Annotated in this window: 17 protein-coding genes and 1 tRNA gene; 15 read left to right on the forward strand and 3 right to left on the reverse strand. The window is 40.7% G+C overall.

Going from position 1 to position 24,225, the window contains the following annotated elements:
• The first annotated feature begins 54 nt into the window (after positions 1–54).
• Positions 55–990, forward strand: a complete 936-nt coding sequence (gene trxB / locus T501_RS14765; RefSeq protein WP_044915648.1) for a thioredoxin-disulfide reductase — start codon at positions 55–57, stop codon at positions 988–990.
• A 319-nt stretch (positions 991–1,309) separates the two neighbouring features.
• Positions 1,310–2,650, forward strand: a complete 1,341-nt coding sequence (locus tag T501_RS14770; protein WP_044915649.1) for a C40 family peptidase — start codon at positions 1,310–1,312, stop codon at positions 2,648–2,650.
• A gap of 121 nt (positions 2,651–2,771) precedes the next feature.
• On the opposite strand, the gene hpf is transcribed toward T501_RS14770, so the two are convergent.
• Positions 2,772–3,299: a ribosome hibernation-promoting factor, HPF/YfiA family gene (gene hpf / locus T501_RS14775; protein ID WP_026510533.1), complete on the reverse strand. Its 528-nt coding sequence runs from the start codon at positions 3,297–3,299 to the stop codon at positions 2,772–2,774.
• 658 nt (positions 3,300–3,957) lie between these two features.
• Here hpf and T501_RS14780 point away from each other — a divergent pair.
• The 12 genes from T501_RS14780 to T501_RS14835 all read left to right on the forward strand — a co-directional run bounded on the left by T501_RS14780 (position 3,958) and on the right by T501_RS14835 (position 21,157).
• Entirely contained in the window at positions 3,958–5,136 is a 1,179-nt protein-coding gene (locus tag T501_RS14780) for an acetyl-CoA C-acetyltransferase (protein ID WP_044915651.1), read from the forward strand.
• A gap of 151 nt (positions 5,137–5,287) precedes the next feature.
• Positions 5,288–6,082, forward strand: a complete 795-nt coding sequence (locus T501_RS14785) for an enoyl-CoA hydratase-related protein (protein ID WP_044915653.1) — start codon at positions 5,288–5,290, stop codon at positions 6,080–6,082.
• A 116-nt stretch (positions 6,083–6,198) separates the two neighbouring features.
• Positions 6,199–7,074, forward strand: a complete 876-nt coding sequence (locus tag T501_RS14790) for a 3-hydroxyacyl-CoA dehydrogenase family protein (RefSeq protein ID WP_044915655.1) — start codon at positions 6,199–6,201, stop codon at positions 7,072–7,074.
• Positions 7,075–7,279: 205 nt separating this feature from the next.
• Entirely contained in the window at positions 7,280–8,440 is a 1,161-nt protein-coding gene (locus T501_RS14795) for an acyl-CoA dehydrogenase (RefSeq protein ID WP_026510529.1), read from the forward strand.
• A gap of 120 nt (positions 8,441–8,560) precedes the next feature.
• Positions 8,561–9,352, forward strand: a complete 792-nt coding sequence (locus T501_RS14800; protein WP_044915656.1) for an electron transfer flavoprotein subunit beta/FixA family protein — start codon at positions 8,561–8,563, stop codon at positions 9,350–9,352.
• 174 nt (positions 9,353–9,526) lie between these two features.
• Positions 9,527–10,573, forward strand: coding sequence for an electron transfer flavoprotein subunit alpha/FixB family protein (locus T501_RS14805; protein ID WP_044915657.1), 1,047 nt, complete (start codon positions 9,527–9,529; stop codon positions 10,571–10,573).
• 229 nt (positions 10,574–10,802) lie between these two features.
• The gene (locus T501_RS14810; RefSeq protein ID WP_197027967.1) at positions 10,803–11,240 is read left to right on the forward strand and encodes an Hpt domain-containing protein; all 438 of its coding nucleotides are present in this window, start codon (positions 10,803–10,805) and stop codon (positions 11,238–11,240) included.
• Positions 11,241–11,279: 39 nt separating this feature from the next.
• Positions 11,280–12,380 carry an S-methyl-5-thioribose-1-phosphate isomerase gene (mtnA, locus tag T501_RS14815; RefSeq protein ID WP_044915660.1) on the forward strand — a complete coding sequence of 367 codons (1,101 nt, stop codon included), beginning with the start codon at positions 11,280–11,282 and terminating at the stop codon, positions 12,378–12,380.
• 318 nt (positions 12,381–12,698) lie between these two features.
• A complete protein-coding gene (locus tag T501_RS14820) occupies positions 12,699–15,263 on the forward strand; it encodes a DUF342 domain-containing protein (protein WP_044915661.1) in 2,565 nt (854 codons plus the stop codon).
• A 4-nt stretch (positions 15,264–15,267) separates the two neighbouring features.
• Positions 15,268–16,410 (forward strand): HD domain-containing phosphohydrolase, encoded by a 1,143-nt coding sequence (locus T501_RS14825; RefSeq protein ID WP_044915663.1) that lies wholly within the window; start codon positions 15,268–15,270, stop codon positions 16,408–16,410.
• Positions 16,411–16,658: 248 nt separating this feature from the next.
• Positions 16,659–19,670: an AMP-binding protein gene (locus T501_RS14830; protein WP_044915664.1), complete on the forward strand. Its 3,012-nt coding sequence runs from the start codon at positions 16,659–16,661 to the stop codon at positions 19,668–19,670.
• 2 nt (positions 19,671–19,672) lie between these two features.
• Positions 19,673–21,157, forward strand: coding sequence for an MATE family efflux transporter (locus T501_RS14835; protein WP_044915666.1), 1,485 nt, complete (start codon positions 19,673–19,675; stop codon positions 21,155–21,157).
• Between the two features lie 236 nt (positions 21,158–21,393).
• Here T501_RS14835 and T501_RS14840 read toward each other — a convergent pair whose 3' ends face one another.
• Both T501_RS14840 and T501_RS14845 read right to left on the reverse strand, forming a co-directional pair.
• The gene (locus T501_RS14840) at positions 21,394–23,385 is read right to left on the reverse strand and encodes a methyl-accepting chemotaxis protein (protein ID WP_044915667.1); all 1,992 of its coding nucleotides are present in this window, start codon (positions 23,383–23,385) and stop codon (positions 21,394–21,396) included.
• A gap of 347 nt (positions 23,386–23,732) precedes the next feature.
• Positions 23,733–23,806, reverse strand: a tRNA-Arg gene (locus tag T501_RS14845).
• Positions 23,807–24,046: 240 nt separating this feature from the next.
• On the opposite strand from T501_RS14845, the gene T501_RS22935 reads away from it, so the two are divergent.
• Positions 24,047–24,225 (forward strand): helix-turn-helix domain-containing protein (locus T501_RS22935; protein WP_081843185.1); only part of this gene is annotated, 179 nt, incomplete at its 3' end.

Genomic DNA, 24,225 nt, shown 5'->3' on the forward strand with positions numbered 1-24,225 from the left:
TCATGTCATCTTACCAAAAGCGACATCCTTAGGACCAAACCAGGAGGTAAAAATATGAGAGATCTTGTGATCATAGGTTCAGGCCCTGCAGGGCTTTCAGCAGCAGTTTATGCAAAAAGAGCAGGTTTGGATACACTTGTAGTCGAGAAGGATCCCGTTAGCGGTGGTCAGATTCTGATTACATATGAAGTAGATAACTATCTTGGATTACCCGGTATTAACGGATTTGATATGGGTATGAAGTTCCGCGAGCATGCTGATAAGCTTGGTGCTGAATTTGCAGAAGGATGCGTTTCTTCTATATTAATAGAAAAAAAGGGAAACGAAAAAGAGACACCTGTATTCAAAGTGGTCACAGATCAGGGCGAATACAAAACTAAGACTGTACTTCTTGCTACAGGAGCTTCTCACAACAAGCTTGGTATCAAGGGCGAAGAGGAGTTTACAGGACGCGGTGTTTCTTATTGCGCAACCTGTGACGGCGCATTCTTTAAGGACAAGGTTGCTGTTGTAAACGGTGGCGGTGATGTTGCTGTCGAGGATGCTATTTTCCTTGCAAGAGGCTGCAAAAAGGTTTACCTCGTTCATAGAAGAAATGAGCTTAGAGCTGCAAAAATCCTTCAGGAAGAATTATTATCACTTCCAAATGTTGAAGTTATCTGGGACAGCGTAGTAGAAGAAGTTAAGGGCGATAGCAAAGTTAATGCCATAACAGTTAAGAATGTTAAGAGCGGTGAAACAAAAGATGTTGAAACCGATGCACTTTTTGTTGCCATTGGTATTCATCCCCTTACAGAGAGCTTCACAGATCTTGCTGAGATGGATGAGACAGGATATATCATTGCTGATGAGAGCGGAAAGACTTCAACTCCCGGAGTATTTGTTGCAGGTGATTCAAGAAAGAAGCGCCTCAGACAGATTGTGACAGCTGTAGCAGATGGAGCAAATGCTGTTACTTCAGTTCAGGATTTTCTTGTTGGTAAAAACTGATAAAGGATATTGACTGACCTGGTATCGTTTCAAGGAATTGATACATATATGTTTTTATAAACGAAATATAAAATTAACCAAATAATGTGTTTTTGAAATAAAATAAATACTAGATGTAGAAAAGAGCCGGAAGCCGCATGGTTACTGGCTCTTTTGCAATTTTTAAAATGACTTAATATATCATTCAATTGCAAAAATGGCTTGTTTAAGCCTTCCAATTTTATGCGAAAATGTTTAAGAATAGTTGACAAATTGTATGGTTCAGAGTATATTGTTAAAAGATGTAACAAATTCGTAACAAATGATTTGGAGGTCCGTTTTGCAAAAAACTACGATACAGCTGTTGGCTATGGGGGTTGCAGCTGCAGTAACAGTTGGAGGAACAGGTATTAGTGTTAATGCATCTGCATCTAAGGTGACAAGTGTTTTACCTTCAGCAGGCATCAGTTATGCACTGACAGGGGATTCAGTATCACTTTCAAATCTTGCAGATGATAATGGTACTGAGGTTGCTGAGAATGAGATAGAGGATTCTGCAGTAACTATTACAGAGACGACACCTCTTGCTTCAACATTGCAGGAGAACATTCTTAATGATATTCAGAAGGCTACAGGAGCTATGATTCCTGCAGAGGAGCCCGGAACAGGTGAGCCTGAGGATGGAACTGCAGAAGAGCCTGCAGAAGACTCCGAGGAAGAACTTACTGCAGAGCAGCAGGAGGAAGAGAGATTCAGATCTCTCGTAATTGCCCAGGTTAACGATTATGTCAATGTTCGTGATAACCCGAGCGAGGAAGAGGGCGAGATCATCGGTAAGCTTTATGATGATTCCGTAGGAACTTTCATCGAGGAGACTGATGGATGGTATAAGATCAAGTCAGGATCTGTTGAAGGATATGTAAAAGGTGAGTACTGTGTAACAGGTGAGGATGCAGTTGAACTTGCCAAGGAGGTAGGCAAGCGTATCGCTACAGTTACTACCACAACACTTAAGGTTAGAAGTGGCCCAAGCACAGATGATGAAGTGCTTGGACTTGTACCGATTGAGGATGAACTTGTCGTAACCGAAGAGCTTGAAGGCTGGGTTAAGGTCAGCATTGAAGAAGGTGACGGTTATGTATCCAGAGATTATGTAGAACTTTCTACAGAGTTCGTAGAAGCTGAGTCTAAGGCAGAAGAGGAAGCCCGTCTTAAGAAGGAAGAAGAGGCTCGTCTTGCAGCTCTTGCTCAGGCAAAGAAGGGAACCAAGAAGTCTTCAGACAGTAGTTCTTCCAAGAGCTACAATTCAGCAGCAAGCTATACTACACAGGCAAGTTCTATCGGATCTGCAGTTGCATCATATGCACAGCAGTTCGTTGGTAATCCTTATGTATATGGCGGATCAAGCCTTACAAACGGAACAGACTGTTCAGGCTTTGTAATGAGCGTATATGCTAACTTTGGTGTTAGCCTCCCTCATTCAAGTGGTGCTGACAGAAGCGTTGGTGCAGCAGTAGATGGACTTGCAAATGCTCAGCCCGGTGACATCGTATGTTATTCCGGTCACGTAGGAATCTACATCGGTGGTGGACAGATTGTACATGCATCCTCAGCTAAGACAGGTATCAAGATTTCTGATGCTGGTTACAGACAGGTGCTTTCAGTTAGAAGAATATTCTAATTCATTACAAATAAGTTAATAAAATAATAAAATTAAAGCCAGATGAGTTGATCATCTGGCTTTTTAATACTTAAAATAAAGCGATTAAATTTTAAAAGAGTTATAAATCTAAATGATTGATTTACTCGGGCTCGATAAGACCGTATGTGTTGCCTTTTCTCTTGTAAACAACATTAGGCTGATCGGTCTCTGCATTGATGAATACAAAGAAGTTATGTCCAAGAAGTTCCATCTGAATAGCAGCATCCTCGACATACATGGGCTTAAGATCGAATTTCTTAACCCTTTCGATTTTGATCTCTTCATCATCATAATCTTCATTGTCGATATATTCTTTTTTGAAGTTGCTGATTTCAGTCTGGTGCTTGTTGACCAGTTTACTCTTGTATTTTTTGAGTTGACGTTCAATGATCTCTTCCACAAGATCAATAGAAACGTACATGTCGCTGCTGACCTGTTCAGATCTGATTATTCTGCCTTTAACAGGTATTGTCACCTCAATCTTGTGACGGTCCTTGTCAGCGGTTAATGTTACGTTGACATTAGTTTCAGGGGTGAAGTACTTTTCGAGTTTTCCGATCTTTTCCTCCACAGCCGATCTAAGTCCGGGTGTTACATCGATGTTCTTGCCAATAATTGTGAATTTCATGCAATCATCCCCTTTGCAGTTAATATTTTTCGATTCCTGAATTCCTTTATGAAAACCGGAAATCATACTGGACCGGTCCTTGCAGAGCAAGGCGCATGGCCTGCAGAACACAGGATTCCTCAGCACTCTTTTATATTGAGTTCAGGAGATCCTGGCTTATTCGGAGAGCACTCTGAAATGAAAGTCATTAATTGAGTTTTGCTCCAAATATTCAGTTAAATTATATCATTTATCTATAACATTAAGCAATTTAATAAAAGCCAGTTTAGAAATCTTTTATTTTTTCTTAATTTTGTGAAAGTCATACAAAAAATATGTTTGTATTTTGAATGTGGAATAATGGTTGTTATTGTGGATAAATGTGGATAATGTGGATAATTTCGTGTATAACTCATAAAATGGGCATTTCGATTTTTGGAATTGTGGATAACTTTTTAAGATTTTATAAAATAAAAATAAAATTTGCGTATTGACTTTTGCTTTTATGTGCAAAACTTACATCTTTAAAAAAAATTTATAAAAAAAGGGTATATTGCTATGCTTTTTCTTGCATAGAAATTTATACGCATGCTATAATATACTCGTTGTGACAAAAAAATAACAAACAACAAAAAATATAATAAAATCGGACAAAAGTCCCGAAACGGAGGTATCATCTATGGCACAGAAGGTAGTATTAGCAGGTGCTTGCAGAACTGCGATCGGTAAGATGGGCGGTGCTCTTTCAAACACACCGGCAGCAGATCTTGGTTCAATTGTTATTAAGGAAGCTCTTAACAGAGCAGGAGTTAAACCGGAGCAGGTTGACGAGGTTCTTATGGGCTGTGTTATCCAGGCAGGCCTTGGACAGAATGTTGCCCGTCAGGCTTCTATCAAAGCAGGCCTTCCTGTAGAAGTACCGGCTGTTACCATCAACGTTGTATGTGGATCAGGTCTTAACTGTGTAAACATGGCAGCTGAGAAGATTTTATCAGGTAATGCTGATATCGTTGTAGCAGGTGGTATGGAGAACATGTCAATGGCTCCTTTCGCACTTGATAAGGCTCGTTTCGGTTATCGTATGAATAATGGCGTATTAAAGGATTGTATGGTAAACGATGCACTTTGGGATGCATTCAATGACTACCACATGATTCAGACAGCTGACAATGTTGCAGCACAGTGGAATCTTACTCGTGAAGAGCTTGATGAGTTCGCGCTTAATTCTCAGCAGAAGACAGAGGCAGCTCAGAAGGCTGGCAAGTTTAAGGATGAGATTGTTCCTGTAGAAGTTAAGGTTAAGAAGGATACAGTTGTATTCGACACAGATGAAGGCCCTCGTCCGGGTTCTACTATTGAAGGTCTTGCTAAGCTTCGTCCTATTAACAAGGATGGTGTTACAACAGCAGGTAACGCTTCAGGTATCAATGATGGTGCAGCAGCTATCGTTGTTATGAGCGAAGAAAAGGCTAAGGAACTTGGCATTAAGCCTATGGCTACATGGGTAGCAGGTGCTCTTGGCGGTGTTGATCCTTCAATCATGGGTGTTGGCCCTGTTGCAGCTACAAAGAAGGTTCTTGATCGTACAGGTCTTACTATCGATGATATCGATATCTACGAGGCTAACGAAGCATTCGCAGCTCAGTCAGTAGCAGTTGGAAAGGATCTTAACTTTGATCTTTCAAAACTTAATGTAAACGGTGGTGCTATCGCACTTGGTCACCCTGTTGGAGCATCAGGATGCCGTATTCTTGTTACTCTTCTTCATGAGATGCAGAGATCTGACAAGAAGCGTGGTCTTGCAACTCTTTGCATTGGTGGCGGTATGGGATGCGCTACAATCGTTGAGAGAGACTAAAACAAAATAAAAGGGAAACGGATTATTCCGTTTCCTTATTTATCTGTTCTACTTGATAAAAATAACCCGGTATGAAATAGAAGGTATTTAGGTCTGATTAAGTTTGGACTGATATACCTTAATTATTGAAATAAATAAGGAGGCAAAGAAAATGGGATTTGTAAATGTTGAAGTTAAGGACAAAATTGCTGTTCTTACAATCAACCGTCCTGAAGCACTCAATGCACTCAACAGCCAGGTACTTGATGACCTTAACGCTGCTCTTGACAGCATTGATGTGAACACAGTAAGAGCTCTTGTTCTTACAGGTGCAGGAGAAAAGTCATTTGTTGCAGGTGCTGACATCGGAGAGATGAGCACACTTACAAAAGCAGAAGGCGAGGCTTTTGGTAAGAAGGGAAATGATGTATTCAGAAAGCTTGAGACATTCCCTATTCCTACAATTGCTGCAGTAAACGGATTCGCTCTTGGCGGCGGCTGCGAGATCTCTATGAGCTGTGATATCCGTATCTGTTCAGATAATGCTATGTTTGGTCAGCCTGAGGTTGGTCTTGGAATTACTCCCGGATTCGGCGGCACACAGAGACTTGCTCGTCTTATTGGTGCAGGCATGGCTAAGCAGCTTATATATACAGCACGTAATATCAAGGCTGATGAGGCTTACAGAATTGGTCTTGTAAACGCAGTTTACACACAGGAAGAACTTCTTCCTGCAGCTGAGAAGATGGCTAATACTATCGCTGCAAATGCACCTATCGCTGTACGTGCATGCAAGAAGGCTATAAATGAAGGTCTTCAGCTTGATATTGACAAGGCAATCGAACTTGAAGAGAAGATTTTTGGTGATTGCTTCGAGACAGAAGACCAGCGTGAAGGTATGGCTAACTTCCTTCGTAAAAAGGATGACCCGAAGAAGGTTAAGGTTGTAGACTTCCAGAATAAATAAGATTTACGCTTTAGACAGCATCTAACTAAAAAATTGCATTAGTCCCTGATCCTCACGGAATGGGTGTATAAGCCCATATTTCCGGAGGATGAGGATTAAGAATAGGAGGAATTTAAATGAAGGTAGCAGTTATTGGCGCAGGCACAATGGGTGCAGGCATCGCTCAGACATTTGCACAGGCAGACACAGTAGATAAGGTATATCTTTGTGACATTAAGACAGAGTTCGCTGAGGGCGGCTTTGCTAAGATTAAGAAGAGCATTGACAAGCAGGTTTCCAAGGGCAAGATCGATCAGGCTAAGGCTGATGCAATCATCGGCAAGATCCAGACAGGTCTTAATGACATCTGCACAGATGCTGATCTCGTTGTAGAGGCAGCTCTTGAAGTTATGGATATCAAGAAGAACCTCTTCAAAGAACTTGAAGAGAACATCGTTAAGAATCCTGATTGCATTTTTGCATCAAACACATCATCTCTTTCAATCACAGAGATCGGTGCAGGACTTCCGAAGCCCGTTATAGGTATGCACTTCTTCAATCCCGCTCCTGTTATGAAGCTGGTTGAGGTTATCCAGGGTGCAAACACACCTGAAGAAGACGTTGAGAAGATCAAGAAAATCTCTGAGGATCTTGGTAAGACTCCCGTTCAGGTTAATGAGGCAGCTGGTTTCGTAGTAAACCGTATCCTTGTTCCTATGATCAACGAAGGTATCTTCGTATACTCTGAAGGCGTTGCAGATATCCAGGGTGTTGATACAGCTATGAAGCTTGGCTGCAATCATCCTATGGGACCCCTTGAACTTGGTGATTACATTGGTCTTGATATCGTACTTGCTATCATGGATGTTCTTTACAAAGAGACAGGTGATTCCAAGTATCGTGCTTGCCCTCTTCTTCGTAAGATGGTTCGTGGTAAGAAGCTTGGTGTTAAGACAGGTATCGGCTTCTATGACTATTCAGATGGCGGCAAGGTTCCTACAGACCGTAAATAATTAAATATAAAAAAATAACGTAAACTCTTGAAATCTCATGGTGCATTGATTTCAGAGATAGATTTTCATTAGAATAGTGACATTTTTTCAGTGCGTACATAGTGTGCACGATGAGAAAATGGAGCAGGTATATCGGAAATATAACCTGAAATCAGTGTACCAATGAGATTGAGAGAGATTACATACAATTTAGGAGGATTTTTTCATGGATTTTCAGTTAGATCAGCAACATGAAATGGCTAGAGCTCTTTTCAAAGAGTTCGCAGAAAAAGAAGTAAAGCCACACGCTATTGATGTGGATGAGACAGAGGTTTTCCCTACAGAGACTGTTAAGAAGATGCAGAAATACGGTTTCATGGGTATTCCGATTCCGAAGGAATACGGCGGACAGGGATGCGATCCTCTTACATATGCTATGTGCGTAGAGGAGCTTGCAAAGGTTTGCGGTACAACAGCAGTTATCGTATCAGCACACACATCACTTTGCTGTGATCCTATCATGACTTATGGTACAGAAGAGCAGAAGCAGAAGTATCTTGTTCCCCTTGCAAAGGGTGAGAAGCTTGGTGCTTTCGGTCTTACAGAGCCCATGGCTGGTACAGACGCTCAGGGCGTTCAGACAAAGGCAGTTCTTACAGAGGATGGTAAAGAGTGGATTCTTAACGGTTCAAAGTGCTTTATCACAAACGGTAAGGAAGCTGATATCTACATCATTATCGCTTACACAGATATTGTTGAAGATAAGAGAGGCAGAAAACAGAAGAAGTTCTCTGCATTTATCGTAGAAAAGGATACACCCGGATTTACATTCGGTACTAAGGAAAACAAGATGGGTATTCGTGGTTCATCAACATACGAGCTCATTTTCCAGGATTGCCACATTCCTGCTGAGAACCTTCTTGGCGCTAGAGGAAAGGGCTTCCCGATCGCTATGCACACACTTGATGGTGGACGTATCGGTATCGCTGCTCAGGCTCTTGGTATTGCTGAGGGTGCTCTTGACAGAACAGTTGAGTATGTTAAGGAGAGAAAGCAGTTCGGTCGTTCAATCGGTCAGTTCCAGAATACACAGTTCCAGCTTGCTAACATGGCTACTCAGTGTGAGGCAGCTAAGATGCTTGTTTACGCTGCTGCAGATGCAAAGAAGAACAAGGATCGTTACTCTGTAGAAGCTGCTAAGGCTAAGCTTTTCGCTGCTGAGGTTGCTATGGATGTTACCACAAAGGCTGTACAGCTTCACGGTGGTTATGGATATATCAGAGAGTACGAAGTAGAGAGAATGATGCGTGACGCTAAGATCACAGAGATCTACGAGGGTACATCTGAAGTTCAGAGAATGGTTATTTCAGGCGCATTACTTAGCTGATCATAATCACTTAGTGGCTGTGAGAATCTGACGAAGTATTTTTGAGTCTGGTTCGAACGGGTTACACCGAATGCAGTGAGGTGTAACTTCCTTATGAAAAATAATTGAAGGAGAATACAAATGAAAGTTGTAGTTTGCATAAAGCAGGTGCCCGATACAAAGGGCGGGGTAAAATTTAAACCCGATGGAACACTTGACAGAGGAGCAATGCTTGCAATCATGAACCCTGATGACAAAGCAGGTCTTGAGGCAGCTCTTCGTCTTAAGGATGAATATGGTGCAGAAGTTACAGTTGTAACTATGGGTCTTCCCAAGGCTGAGGCAGTTCTTCGTGAGGCTATGGCTATGGGTGCTGACAAGGCAGTTCTTGTTACAGACCGCGTACTTGGTGGTGCTGACACATGGGCAACATCTTCAACAATCGCAGGTGCACTTAGAAACCTTGAATATGATCTCGTTATCACAGGCCGTCAGGCTATCGATGGTGATACAGCTCAGGTTGGTCCTCAGATTTCTGAGCACCTTGGACTTCCTGTAATCTCTTACGCTGAAGAGATTAAGGTTGATGAGAAGGCTGGCAAAGTTGTTGTTAAGCGTCAGTTCGAGGATCGTTATCACATGGTAGAGGCTAAGATGCCTTGTCTTATCACAGCTCTTGCAGAGCTTGGCGAGCCTAGATATATGACTCCCGGCGGAATTTTCGATGCATTCGAAAAGGAAGTTACAGTATGGGGCAGAGCAGATCTTAAGGATGTTGAGGATTCAAACCTTGGTCTTAAGGGATCACCTACCCAGATCGCAAAAGCTTCAGATAAGGTTAAGAAGGGTGCTGGCGAGAAGATCGTTGCAGATTCAGCTGATGAAGCAGTTGATTATCTGTTCGGTAAACTTGAAGAGAAGCACATCATTTGATAACCTGTGAGCCGCGCAGAAATTTTTAGATAGACACAATTCATATGTTTGCATATAGAATTTTGAATAGATAAAAATTTATATGTGGCGATCAGCCACAACGAGGAAATGCGTAGCATTTTCGATTCTGCGCGTTCCAAGATATGAATTATAATAGTTAAAGGAGAACAAAACATGTCTTTAGAAGAATATAAGGGTGTATTTATATTTGCTCAGCAGGTAGACAATGAGCTTTCAAGCATCGCATTGGAGCTTCTGGGCAAAGCAAAAGATCTTGCAAAGGATCTTGATGAGAAAAAAGTAACAGCAGTACTTCTTGGTGATAAGGTAGGCAACCTTGTTGATACTCTTGCTGAGTATGGTGCTGACAGAGTAATCGTAGTTGATGATCCTGAACTTAAGGATTATCGTACAGAGCCTTATACACATGCACTTGCATCTGTAATAAATGAGTACAAGCCTGAAATCCTTTTGGTTGGTGCTACAGCAATCGGCCGTGACCTTGGCCCTCGTGTATCATCACGTGTTCACACAGGTCTTACAGCTGACTGTACACAGCTTGATATCGGTGATTTCCCGCTTAATCCCGTTCCCGGACAGGAGCAGAAGCACCAGCAGCTTCTTATGACTCGTCCTGCATTCGGTGGTAACACAATCGCTACTATCGCTTGCCCTGATTTCCGTCCTCAGATGGCAACAGTTCGTCCTGGCGTTATGCAGAAGATTGCTCCTGTTAAGGGCGCTAAGGCTGAGGTTGTTGAGTACAATCCCGGATTCGAAGAGAATGCTTGCTATACAAAGATTCTTGAGATCGTTAAGGCTGTTTCAGAAGTTGAAGATATCCAGGAAGCTAAGATCCTTGTATCTGGCGGACGTGGTGTTGGAAGCCCTGAGAACTTCGCAATCCTTGAGGATCTTGCAAAGGTTCTTCATGGAACAGTATCATGCTCTCGTGCAGTTGTAGATTCAGGCTGGAAGCCGAAGGATCTCCAGGTAGGTCAGACAGGTAAGACTGTTCGTCCTAAGGTTTATTTTGCAATCGGTATCAGCGGTGCTATCCAGCACGTTGCAGGTATGGAAGAATCAGATCTCATCATTGCTATCAATAAGGATGAGAACGCTCCTATCTTTGACGTAGCAGATTACGGTGTAGTAGGCGACCTTAACAAGATCGTTCCTGCTCTTACAAAGAAGCTTGAAGCAGCACTTGCTGAAAAATAATATAACCTGACAATAAGGTAAACGATAAGATTGACCATATGCCATTAAGGTATATGGTCAATTTTTATGCGCTTAGAACATATTTGCGCAGAGAACTTAATGAGTCAACTCACGAGCTTAGTACGGACTACGTAAGCCAGCCTGGTAAGAATCTTTCAAATCGATTGCAGATAACCATAAAAAATGAATTAAATGACGGTTTCATTAGCCCTTTTTTATAATTTAAATAGTGACTTTTAATAATTTGATTTTCATAATAAAGGTACATGCACTTAAGAGCTCCGCAAGAATAATTGGTGCATCGAAATTATCGGAGCTTTCTGCTAAAATGGAGGATGTGGGTAAGACCGGTAATGTTGAAGAAATAAATGAAAACACCGGTGAACTTCTTACCCTGTACAGGCAGTATAAGGAAAAACTGAATAAACTGTCTGAAGGTGAAAGCGACAGAAACAGGGAAAAATGCGATGAAGCGACCATAAAGGAAGCCTATGAAGCTCTTAAGGAATCTGCTCCGGACATGGATTACGATTCTTTTGAGATGGTGCTTCTTGATATTAGGGAGTATGACTGTGGAGAAGAGCATAATGACAGATTTGAGAGGCTCTACAGGAAAATGAAGGACCTGGATTGGGACGCAATAGTCGAAATTTTAAACGAAGTCTGATTCGCTAAAAGAGAACAATAATCAGGAGGAATTTTTTACATGAAAAGCATACTGGATTACGAGACAGTATCATTAATTGATGAGGATGATGCGATTGAAATTATAGATCAGACAAAGCTTCCGGGAACCATTGAACTTATAAGACTGCGCACCGGAGAAGAAATTTGGAATGCGATTTATCTGCTGCAGGTTCGCGGCGCACCTGCTATCGGAGTGGCTGCCGGATTTGGTCTGTATATTCTTATGAAGCATTCGAAGGCTGCGTCCTATGAGGAATTTATGAAGGAACTTAGAGAAAAGAGCGACTATCTCAATTCCTCAAGACCTACGGCTGTTAATCTTTCATGGGCATTAAAACGCATGGAGAGTCACGTTGTTAAAACTGCAGATGAAATGGGTATTAAAGAGAATGCATCCGGTGCAGACTTTGACATAAATACTCTTATCGAGGCTATGCGTGATGAATCAGAACGTATAAAGGCGGAAGATATCGATGTCTGCAGGAGAATCGGTGAAAACGGACTTACGCTTATTAAGGATGGCTTTGGGCTTCTTACACATTGTAATGCGGGACAGTTATGCGCCTGCAAGTATGGTACAGCCACAGCTCCCATGTATCTTGCCCATGAAAAAGGCTACAACATAAAGGTTTATTGCGATGAGACAAGACCACTCCTTCAGGGTGCCAGACTTACAGCGTTTGAGCTTCATTCAGCAGGAATTGATACAACACTTTTGTGCGATAATATGTCCGCATCCCTGATGAAAAGCGGCGCCATTGATGCTATTTTTGTTGGTTGTGACCGCGTTGCTGCAAATGGAGATGCTGCAAATAAGATTGGAACAAGCGTTGTTGCAACGGTGGCTAAAAGATATAACATCCCTTTCTATGTTTGCGCACCCACATCAACTATAGATATAAGTACCAAGACGGGAGCAGATATCAATATTGAGCAGAGAAAGCCGGAAGAAGTTACAGAGATGTGGTATAAGGAGAGAATGGCTCCTGAGGGCGTAAAGGTCTACAATCCTGCTTTTGACGTGACTGATAATGAACTTATCACAGGCATTGTCACTGAATATGGAATTTTGAGAGCTCCTTATGATGTTAGCATAAGCAAATTGTTCCAGAATAAATAATTAGTAATAATTCCTATGAATCGATGGTTACATTTTCATAGCTTGTTGCACTTGATGCGCTGAGTGTGGGAGTGCATAAAGATTTTACAACCGACGTGCACGGATTAGAATTTACCTGATCTGTGCACATCGGTTTTTTTAATATTTCAAAATAAAAATAATCAGAAAAATATTATAAAATATCCATAAATTCACACAATTTCGTTGAGCGCTTTTTTTTTAGGTGTTAGAATGATTATGAGAGATTATACGTATTTTATAATAATAAAGTTAAAAATAAATTTTGTTCATTTAATCATATGATGCAGGAGACAAAAAGTGCATTTTGTTACTGCTATCATACTATGTGAGGCATCAGGAATGGCTGTCGTAACTGTCGATGAGGATAAAAGTTTATATCAGCCGGATTTAATAGCAAATGAGCTTCTTTTGATAAAAAAGCAGGGCGGGAATTCTGATGAATATAAGGATAAGCATTACAACATCTACCAGCTCGCTGAAATAAGAAAGGGGCTGTCCACTGGCGTGGATGTTAGCCTGTATGCTAACCCGGATATTCCATGGAATGAAATGGAGGAAATAAGACTTGAACTCCAGAGTGGTATCGATATGTCCGCCTATCGCGAAGCGGGATTTGATATTATGCAGCTGGCTGAGATAAGAGAAGGCCTGGCGACAAATATGGATGTTTCGGAGTATGCAAGACCTGAGTATTTTGCTGATCAGATGAAGCAGATAAGGCTTGGTCTGGCAGCTGATGTCCCGGTAATTTTTTATCAGGACCCAAGATATAACTGGCTTCAGATGGCAGAGATCAGGATAGGACTGGAGCACGGTACAGACATATCACAATATGCCAATATTGAGCTGCCTTATATGAAGATGCGTGTTGTCAGGGAAAGCCTTGAGGACGGATTGGAGCTTGATGAAAGAACCATAAGAATGAAAGATGCTGCAACCCTTGAACAGATACATATCGCATATAAAGAAAAAATAGATATATCAGAATACGTTAAGAGGAATTTTGATGCCGAACAGCTTGAGCAGATAAGAAAAGCTAAAAAGGAAGGCATAGAGGACGTAGAACGCTATTTCCTCTTTGGAATGCGTGGAGAGTGCATGCATGAAGTCCGTAAGGGACTTGAGCAAAACCTTGACGTTTCAGTATACGCTGATGAAGCATATAGCTGGAAACAGATGAGAGAACTTCGACTGGGACTTGAACATCAGATAGATGTTACTCCCTATGCAAAGCCTCTTTATCGTGCAGATCAGATGCGCGAAATAAGGCTTGGCATAGAAGAAAATCTTGACGTAAATCTTTATAAGAGTATGGTTCATCCGGCACAGGAAATGAGAATCATGCGTGAGTGGCTTGCGGAAGGTAAAACGCTTCCAAGCAACTTAAGTAAGCTGTTCTCAGGCCAGCTTCAGGAAGAGATGGATCGTCCGGCAGACGAGGATGTGAAGGCCTGGCAATTCCTTCAGACTGAAGAGGGAAGGCTTATAGATATTTCAGAGGACAGGATGAAGTGCTATTTTACACTACCCCTTGGGGCGAAGGGAGCATCCTATACTCTTGAAAAAATAATAAAGCTTTTATTTACCGCAAAAGTAAGACGCGGTGTTAGCAGAAAAGCCATTGAAGCGATGATTGAAAACAAAAAATACGGTGTCAAAACCCTCGTTGCCCAGGGTAAGCAACCGGTCAGCGGTACTGATGGATATTATGATTTTCTCATTAAACTAAGTGAGGAGATCCTTCCGGATATGAGTAATGGCGAAAGCGCTGATTTTTCAATGGTCAAGGTATTTGATGAAGTTAAGATAGGAGATAAAATTGCCATATACCATCATGCAACTCCCGGTGAGGATGGTTTTGATGTCACAGGAAAAGTGTTAAAAGCAAAAGCCGGAAAAGGTAAACCTATTCTAAAGGGACAGGGATTTATGCTGCTTGGTGACAAGCAGACCTATGTGGCTTCGCTGACAGGATTTGGAAGAATTCAAAATGGTGATATCAGAATTGATAAAGCCAAGATATATGATTCTCTCGTGAATGTAAAAGAGAAAATCAGCTACGAGGGCACCATATGGGTAAAAGGTGATGTAGATAACGCTTATATCACAGCTAAAGGCGATGTTTTAGTTGACGGAAGCGTAACTTGTGCCGATATACATGCTGGAGGAAGAGTTGTAGTAAGAAAGAGCATTGTAGGTAATGTGAATGACAGAGCTTCCATTTCTGCAGGAGGTCTGGTGGCAGCAGCTCACCTGGATACAACCAATGTAAAATGTAAAGGTGATCTTATTTCCAATGACTGCCTTAACTGCAATGTTTCTGCAGAAGGCAAGGTCCTTATGCTGGGAGAAAAAGGCCTTATAAGCGGCGGTGTTGTTACTTCCTTAAGAGGTGTAGAGACGGCGGTGCTTGGCAGCAAAACCGTGAAAGAGACGGTTATAAGGACCGGTGTAACAGAAGAACTTGATTACGAATACCAGAATATTTTACGTAATGTCAGCCGCTTATATTCTGAGATCAAGGTATACGAGCAGCAAAGAGCAAAGCTTGGAACTTTTAATGACAACACAAATAAACAGGCGCTGCAGTTAAAGATTAAAGTAAATGCAGAGTCGGCTTTAAAAGAGGCTGAACTTGAAAATCTAAACATTCGAAAGAAGTCCATCGAGAGTGAAATTGATTCTGTAAAGGATGCAAAAGTAATTGTATCCAGACTCGTATTTAATGGAACAACAGTAAAGCTGGGAAACAGAGTTTTAAGAGTGCATGACACAATGGAGACTTCAAGAGGTATTACGTTTGTAGGAAAAGATGGCAATCTTGTGATGCTTGATGGGGAAAAACCGGTAGCAAGGAGCTAAAACTGTGGCTGATAAGAGTATTCTGATTGTAGATGATACTGAAATAAATAGAGGCATTCTTAGTGAGATTTTCAAGGAAGATTACGGAATCCTGGAGGCTGAGAACGGCAGAAAAGCATTGGAGATAATTGCCCGTCAAAAGAGCCAGATAGCCGCAATCCTTCTTGATATTGTCATGCCTGAGATGGATGGTTTCAGACTTTTGGAAGAACTCTTCAAGCATAAGATACCTGACAGAATACCGGTTCTTATGATAACTGCCGACAATTCAGCTGATACTGAGAAAAAGTGCTATGACAACGGCGCCAGTGATGTAATTCACAAACCTTTTGATACGGTTATAGTAAAACACAGAGTTAAGCGCGCAATAATGCTTAACATGAATAAGCAGGAACTGGAACAGAAGGTAAATGATCAGACAAAGGTTCTTAAAAAACAATACCTCGTCCTTAAAAAGCAGGAAGAGAGGTTAAGGGAAACAAACAGTAGAATTATTGATACAATCTGTACCATAGTAGAGTTCCGTAATCTGGAATCCGGTTATCACTTAAAAAGGATCAAAGGCTTTGTTCAGATACTTGCCAATGTGGCTATGAGGAATTACCCGGAATTCGGGCTGACACCTCATAAAATAGAGGTTATTACTAATGCAAGCGCCATGCATGATATAGGAAAGATAACTGTTCCTGATGCTATTTTGCTAAAACCCGGAAGACTTACACCTGATGAATTCGACATTATGAAGTCCCATACCACAAGAGGCTGCGAGATAGTAAAAATGCTTGCGGATCTGCAGGATAAGGAATACCTGGAAGTCAGCTATGATATTTGCAGACACCATCATGAAAAATATGATGGAAAAGGTTATCCCGACGGACTTAAAGGAGAGGAAATCTCAATTGCAGCGCAGCTTACATCTCTTGCGGATGTTTATGATGCTCTTGTCAGTGATCGTGTGTATAAATCGGCCTTTGCACCAAGTAAGGCCTATGAAATGATAAAAAATGGTGAAAGTGGAATCTTTTCCACCAAAATGCTTGCATGCTTTGATATAGCAAGACCTGAGATGGAGGCAATGGTTGCGCGTACCAAGGCAGAAGAGGAGGCTAACCTTGCCGCGGGAGGCGGAGGGATACTTAGCCAGTAAGGTGCAAATTTACGTTTGACCTTTACACCATAAAATAAAGAGATAATTGCCCCCTCAGGTTGGTTTTTAAACATCCTGAGGGGGTGTTTTTAAGCAGAGCAGACTTCTTCACTAACTTGTTAATTGAGGCGAGATTTGATAATATTGTTGTGCAGTTAAACTATGGTTAAATTGTTTACTGAATTTATATAAGTATTCGGGAAGCAAAAATCATACTGCAAAAATGATTTTTTCGGGGGAGAAGTTCATTGAAAACTATACTTGACACTTTGCAGGAGTATACTGCAAAGGCTGCTGATAAGCAGATTCTATTTGACGAAGTTTCAGTAAAGGGAATCACCTATCGTCAACTCAACGAAATGAGCGGCAAAATATATGCCTGGCTAAAAAGCCAGGGAATAGGGAAGGAAGATTTTGTACTTATCAGACTTCCTCGCGGCGTAAAACCTGTTATCGCAATGATAGGCATATGGAAGGCAGGTGCCGCATGGGCTTTGGTAGAGGATACTTATGCACCGGAGAGAATAGAATATATTCGCAACGACTGCGGATGTAAGAATGAAATTTCTGTTGCAAACTGGGAAGAAATAATGAGGCTTGAGCCTCTTGAAGGCCATGAGAAAACTGATGAACACGATGCTGCCTATGCAATTTATACTTCAGGCACTACTGGTAAGCCTAAGGGAGTGCTTCATGAATTCGGTAATTTGCAGAGGGCGATAGATTCAGTAAGCGTTGATGGCAGAACTCCTTTTAATGAAAATGACAGCCTTGCGACACTGGCACCAATGAACTTTGTTGCGACGGTCATTGTAATTTTGTGTGCTCTTAATGTATTTTGCGGCAAGAATTATATTGTTTCCTATGAAACAATAAAAAATCCCGGCGCACTTGCCATGTTTTTCCTGAAAAAGAGAATAACCATCACATTTCTTACACCATCATATGTCCGGAAGATTGGTAAAAATACCGGACCTTTCCTTAGAATGCTCTTTGTGGGAAGTGAGCCTGCAAATGATATTTACCTTGATAACGTTGATATTATCAATATATATGCCTCCAGTGAAAGCGGATTTGCTGTCGGCTTTTTCAAGATAGATAAAGCTTATGAAACCTGCCCGATCGGATGGCCTCAGGTTGATACTAAAATATATCTGAAGGATGAAAATGGAACTGATGTACCTCAGGGAGAGATGGGAGAAATCTGTTATGAGAACCCATATGTAAGAGGATATATCAATCTTCCGGAAGAGACAAAAAAACATTTCAAAAATGGATTATATTATTCAGGAGATCTTGCAAGAATTGATGAAAATCGGAATCTGCTGATTCTTGGCCGTCTTGGGGATATGATCAAAATAAACGGTAACCGTATTGAGCCTGCTGAAATTGAGGCGGCAATTAAAGAAGAGCTTGGGATAGACTGGTGCGCAGTGCGCGGATTTGATAAGGATGGCAAGAGCTTTTTGTGCGCTTATTTTACCGATGATATGGAAGTTGACTCAGCTGTTGTCCGCAAAAATCTGCTGAAAAGATTACCATATTATATGATCCCCTCATATTTTATGAAAATCGATAAAATTCCCATGAAGGCTAACGGAAAGTTTGACAGACCAGGGTTGCCTCAGCCTGATATAAGTGATTTTGTAAGTGATTATGTGGCACCTTCAAATGATGTTGAAAAAACAATCTGCGAAGGAATGGAAAAGGTATTAAAGCTGTCAAAAGTAGGCGTTAATGATGACTTCTATGAACTTGGTGGAGATTCTCTTTCATCAATAGAGCTTATAACTGTTTGTCAAAAGAGCCTGAAAAGCTTGAATGCAGGGATTGTATTTAGAGGAAGAACCCCAAAAAACATAGCTCAGATTTACTCTGAGTCATTGGCTGAATGTGATGGTGATCCGGATGAACTTAACCGCATGGCTATGGGGTGTATGCATCCACTTACCGCTGAGCAGCTGTACATGATTGATTATCAGCTTTATACACCGAATTCAACTATGTATAATCTGTTTTCGCTTATGAAGCTTGATAAGGATGTTTTTGCTGCAGAACAACTTTGCGAAATAATGGAAAATGCGATTAAGGCACATCCCGCTCTTCTCACAACTCTTCATTTTGATAGTGAAGGCAATTTGTATCAAAAGTATACACCTGAGATTTTTCAGAAAATCTATCCGGAAAAAGTGTCGGAATTCGAATTTGATTATATAAGAGATACATTGGTGTTCCCGTTTAAAATTGTGGCCGGAAGAATGTACAGATGCCGTGTGTTTGAAACAGAAAAGGCTTTATATGTTTACTTTGATGTTCATCATTCATTGTTTGACGGAACGAGTCTTAAGGTCTTTCTTAATGGCATAAAAAATGTATTTATGGGAATGCCGGTAGAGCCTGATTATTACTATCTGTTTCTTAAGCGTAGGGAGGATGTTGTACATACAGATTTTTATCAGGAATGTAAGAAGTACTTTGAAGATAAGTATGATCATATAGAATGGGTAAGTTATCCAAAGATAGATCATGAGAGCCGGGAAAATAAAATGGGCGAATTGCTTGTGCCACTTGGACTTATGGAAGCAGAGATGAATGCAATGGAGAGGACATATAAAATCAGTCGTAATGAGTTTTTCATTACGGTAGCCATGCTTTCCATCGCTGTATACAATCGTGCTTCTGACATTAAGATCAGCTGGATATATAATGGACGAGAAGATATTCAGAATATGACCACTGTAGGACTTTTGTTCAGAGATTTGCCTGTTGCTCTAAGGCTTAAAGATGATGATTCAATTCGTGACATATTTACAAAGGTGCATCAGCAGGTCCGTGATGGAATAAAATACAGCTGCTACCCTTATGTAGATATTAATAACAGGGTCGCTGATAATGAAGTGGCTTATCTTTTATATCAGCAGAATATCCGTGATATGGGAGGCAGCAGCGATTTTGATATTGAGACTGTTGATGTTCGCCAGAATAAAGCTGCATCCCAGACTATTCTTGATATGGAAATCCTCGATGGAGAGGAAGGGCTTCAACTTATGATTGATTACGCTGCCAGCCGCTATGAAGCTGAGAGTATAGAGAAATTCAAGGATATTTATGTGAAAATGAGCCAGGTTCTGGTAACGCATCACTCCCAGGCTGACGTAACAATAGGCGAGATTAAGAAAATGCTTTTCGATAAAAAATCCTTCTTTGAAGTAATTAAGTTTTATATAGAAGAGAGCATTAAAGTCAGCAAAGGAGCTTAAAATTGAGTAGTATATATCGGGAAAAAAAGCTGGGGCTGGAGAATGGACTGACCTTGGATGCAAAACCTGATAGGGTACCTGCGCATGAAATGGAACCGAGGTTGGAAAATGGATTGACCTGGGATGCGGAATCTGAGCAGGAGAGGACACTTACTCAGGAAAAGGAATTGGCTCAAAAATTTACATTCTGGTCATTTTTTAGATTTATAGCTCCGAGTATTTTCGTCTTTGTATTTATAGCTGTTTATCAAATTGTAGATGGTCTTTTTATAGAAAAATTTATAGGTGATCTTGCGATTGCATCAATTAATCTCTATTTTCCAATAATTACCATGATAATAGCTGTTGGAGTTATGATAGGAACCGGCGGCAATGCCATGATAGTTTTAAAGGTCGGAGAGGGGAAAAGGAAGCAGGCAGGCGAGACGTTTTCGCGAATTATTGTTTTTTCCGTTTTGCTTGGACTGGCTATTACAGTATTGTTGCTTTTGTTTGCGGATTCCATAATGCGGCTATGTGGAGCTACGGATGGAAATATTATTTATCTAAAGCCTTACTACATTACTATGAGCTGTTTTGTGGTAACAGTGCTGCTGCAGTCTGAATTTGGAATTCTGATAATAGGAGAGGGAAAATCCGTTGTTGCTGCAGTGGTTATAGTTGTGGGAGGAACCCTCAACTGCGTTCTTGACTATGTTTTTATGAAACATCTGAATATGGGCATAAGCGGGGCAGCGATAGCTACGGTGATAGGTTATTCCAGTACGGTCATTTATGCTATTTGGTTTTATTGTATAACAAAGAAAAGCTCATATACATTCGAGCTGGCAAAGCCTGATTTTCAGGAAATCATCGAAGTTTGTTACAATGGTTCATCTGATATGGTTGCTAATCTGGCGCAGGCGGTCACAGTATTATTTTGTAATCATCTGGCATACAGATATTACGGTGAGACAGGAGTGAGTGCACTTGCGGTCGTAACTTATATTCAGGTATTTATCATGATGGTATTCATGGGGGTGACATCTGCAGTAGAACCTGTTTTTTCATTCAATTACGGAAGTGGTAATATCGAGAACAGGAAAAACGCATTTAAATTCGGGATGATATGGTCTGTGATACTGGGAACAGGGTGCACATTGCTTCTTTTTATTTTTGGAAGACAGATAGTCAGTATATTTTTTACACCGGGAACCGGATTTTATGAAATCGCTTATACAGGCTATATTTTGACACTCCCCGGATGCCTGTTCATAGGTATAAATATTTTGGGATCAGGCATATTTACTGCATTTTCAAATGGGATGATTTCAGCTATGCTTTCGGGGCTCAGAACCTTTGTGATTCTTACTGCCTGTCTTTTTGGACTTTCGGCACTTATGGGAGGAGAAGGCTTGTGGCTGGCATGGGCTGTGGCAGAAGCTATCAGCCTTATATTAACAGTCTTTGTCTTGAGAAAATATAAAGACAAATATAATTATTTGTAGAGTTTGCCGTGTGAATGTTATATGAATTTGTAGTTCTTGTCTCAAGAACGCTATATATTAAAGGAATCCCTATTATGTAGTTCTTTTAATAAGGGTTAAAAAAGCGAAAAACTGAAGTCCCCCGGCTTCGGTTTTTCGCTTTTTACACACTTTTTCTAATGCCCACTTTATGCAAGCACAATTACATTATGATGTTTTAATTTCATCATCATTTTTATAAATTGTTCTGATACTCATCATGACTTAAAGAACTGCATCGCTTCATTAAGCTGATCAGCAATATCCTTAAGGTTATTAGCTGAAGCGGCAAGTGTTGTAACAGTGGCAGACAGCTCCTGCATGGAAGCTCCTGTCTCCTCTGATGAAGCAGCATTTTCTTCTGAGATAGCTGAAAGAGCACTCATGGTATCAACAACGGCGTTCTTGGAGGAATCACAGGTGTCAGCGCCTTCAGAAATCAGGCGAACACCTCCAACTGTACTTCCGATATCATCAAGCATTCCATTGACGGCATCAAGTGTCTCACCAAGAGCGATCTGCTGTTCATTGTTGCCCTGTCTTACATCCTCAGCTGCAGTAACCGCTGCATCAGACTGATCAAGCAAAAGTTCCATCTCTTTTCTGATTTCATCTGCCATCTGCTTTGAATCTTCGGCAAGCTTACCGATTTCTTCAGCAACAACCGCAAAGCCCTTACCTGCTTCGCCGGCTCTGGCAGCTTCTATGGAAGCATTAAGAGACAAAAGATTCGTCTGTGTTGCAATGGAGGTTATTCCTTCAACCTTCTCGCTGATAGTATTAACAGCATCTTTGGTAGCTCTGATTGTCTGGGAAATATCATCAATCTTGGCTGTCATTTCAGTAGAAGATTCCTGCAAAGAATGAAGTGACTTGCTGGAAACCTCTGATGCCTCCTTCATCTTCTGAGCAATATCGGAAAGGTCATCTGTAGAAGTCTGGACACCTGCTACTGCATCTCCGATTCTTCCGACATTCTCGGATGCTGACTGAATCTCATCAGCCTGCTGTGTAGCACCGGATGCGATCTCCTGAACTGCATTAGATACATCCTCTGCTGTCTGAGAAATCTGATTAGCCATATCAGAAAGCTCTGTTGATGATTTTCCAACGTCAGATGCAGACATTTTTATATTGTTAACAATTGCATCAAGTTTTTCTATAACAGAGTTGGTAGAGTTTGAAATAGCACCAAATTCATCTTTTCTTTTATCAAACTTTTGAACCTTTACAAAACGACCATCTGAAAGAGCATCCAATGATTCTTCAACAGCTTTAATCGGTAATGTAAAGCTTTTTGCCATAGCAAAGGATATAATCACAGCTACTACTAAAAGAATCAGTCCAACAATTATAACAATAATCGCAGACCTTCTTGCAGAGCTCATGATAACTGCAGCATCACCTGATGTTACAACAACAAATCCTGAACGGGCTTCTTTTGTATATGCCATGTAATTAGTACCATATTTAGTGGTTGATTTATAAAAGCCCTGATCAAGCCCTGATGTATAGAACTCTGAAGATGACACATCAACCTCTTCATGTTTTCCATCACCAATCTCATACTCAGCATGTGCAGCAACCTGTCCGTTTCTATCAACTACAAATGCTGTTTTTGCGTTATTTACAAGAAGCTCATGGAGGTTATCAAGGTCATAGTTTCTATGAACAATACCAATAATTGTGCTGCCATTCTTAATAGGGGTCGAGAATGTGATCATTCTTTTGCCTGTAGTTCTGCTAACTGTTATATTGGAAACAAAATCTTTTCCTGCCATGGCTTCTTTAAAGTACTCACGGTCTGATACATCTAAACAGTCACCTGTTCCTCTGGCTATCTGCATACCTGTATCGTTGGTTATTGCTGTATTCTGTCCATCATTTAGAACCATATCATACTCATAAAGAGTAGCCTGAACTGCATCAAGAGGAATACCGGCGTCTCCTATAACATATTGAACTATAGTAGGGTTACTGGCTATGCTTCTGACCATATTAAAATTGACATCTAATGTTTTTTCAAAATTCTCATTCACATATTTAGCCTGCCACTCAAGCGATTCCTGAGCATCAGCCAATGCTTTATTAGTAGATGTTATGTAGCTTACGATAATCGCAACTACAAGAGGAACAACTGTAACTAGCATCATTACAATTATGAGTTTTGTTTTTACACTGTCCCAAAATCCAATTTTGTTATTATCCATGATAATTCCTCCAGATCTATGGCAAACAATTAATACAGTTCATAACAATGATTATACTATTAGGATTATCGGAAAATGGTTAAATTAATTCTAATTTAATAGATATTTAATTTATTTACATTTTCTTTTTAATTTCTTTATGAATTCAGAAATATAGCAGCCTCTGATTAACTTATTTGAGGGATTCTTGGAGGGGAATTAATTAACGTGTGAAAGGGCGCACGAAGTCCGGGGGACTTCGGCTTTGCGCCGACCGGAGCGAAGCGGAGATCGAACCCGTTCGAAGCCGATAGGCGTAGAACAAAAAAGAAGACATGACTTTATGTCATGTCTTCTTTTTTCTTTAACGTGTGTGAAAGGATTCGAACCCTCGACCTTCTGGTCCGTAGCCAGACGCTCTATCCAGCTGAGCTACACACACAAACTCACGAACATTTCGTGCAGCAAAAACAATTATAGCATTCAATATATAAATGTCAATAGATTTTTTTCTTTTTTTCTAAAATCACTATTTTCCAGTAACTTGTAAAACTAAATTCCACCCCTTTAACACACGACATGGAACTTACTAATTCCAAACTCGGGTATGGAATTTACTAATTCTTATTGATATCATCCATAGGTTCATCCACATATGCTCTCCGGCATTAAGGAGGAACTTATGGAATCCACTAATAAGAACAAGCATCTTGATTTAGACAAGCGTTATGAAATCCAGCATGGTTTGGATGACTCTCTCAGCTTTAAAGCCATTGGAGCTGCGATAGGAAAAGACTGTACCACTATTTCAAAAGAAGTCAGAGCACATATCATATATGAAAAGAAGGGCGCTCCTTATCG

This window comes from Butyrivibrio sp. WCE2006 (assembly GCF_000701985.1).
In the GTDB taxonomy this organism is placed as follows: domain Bacteria; phylum Bacillota; class Clostridia; order Lachnospirales; family Lachnospiraceae; genus Butyrivibrio.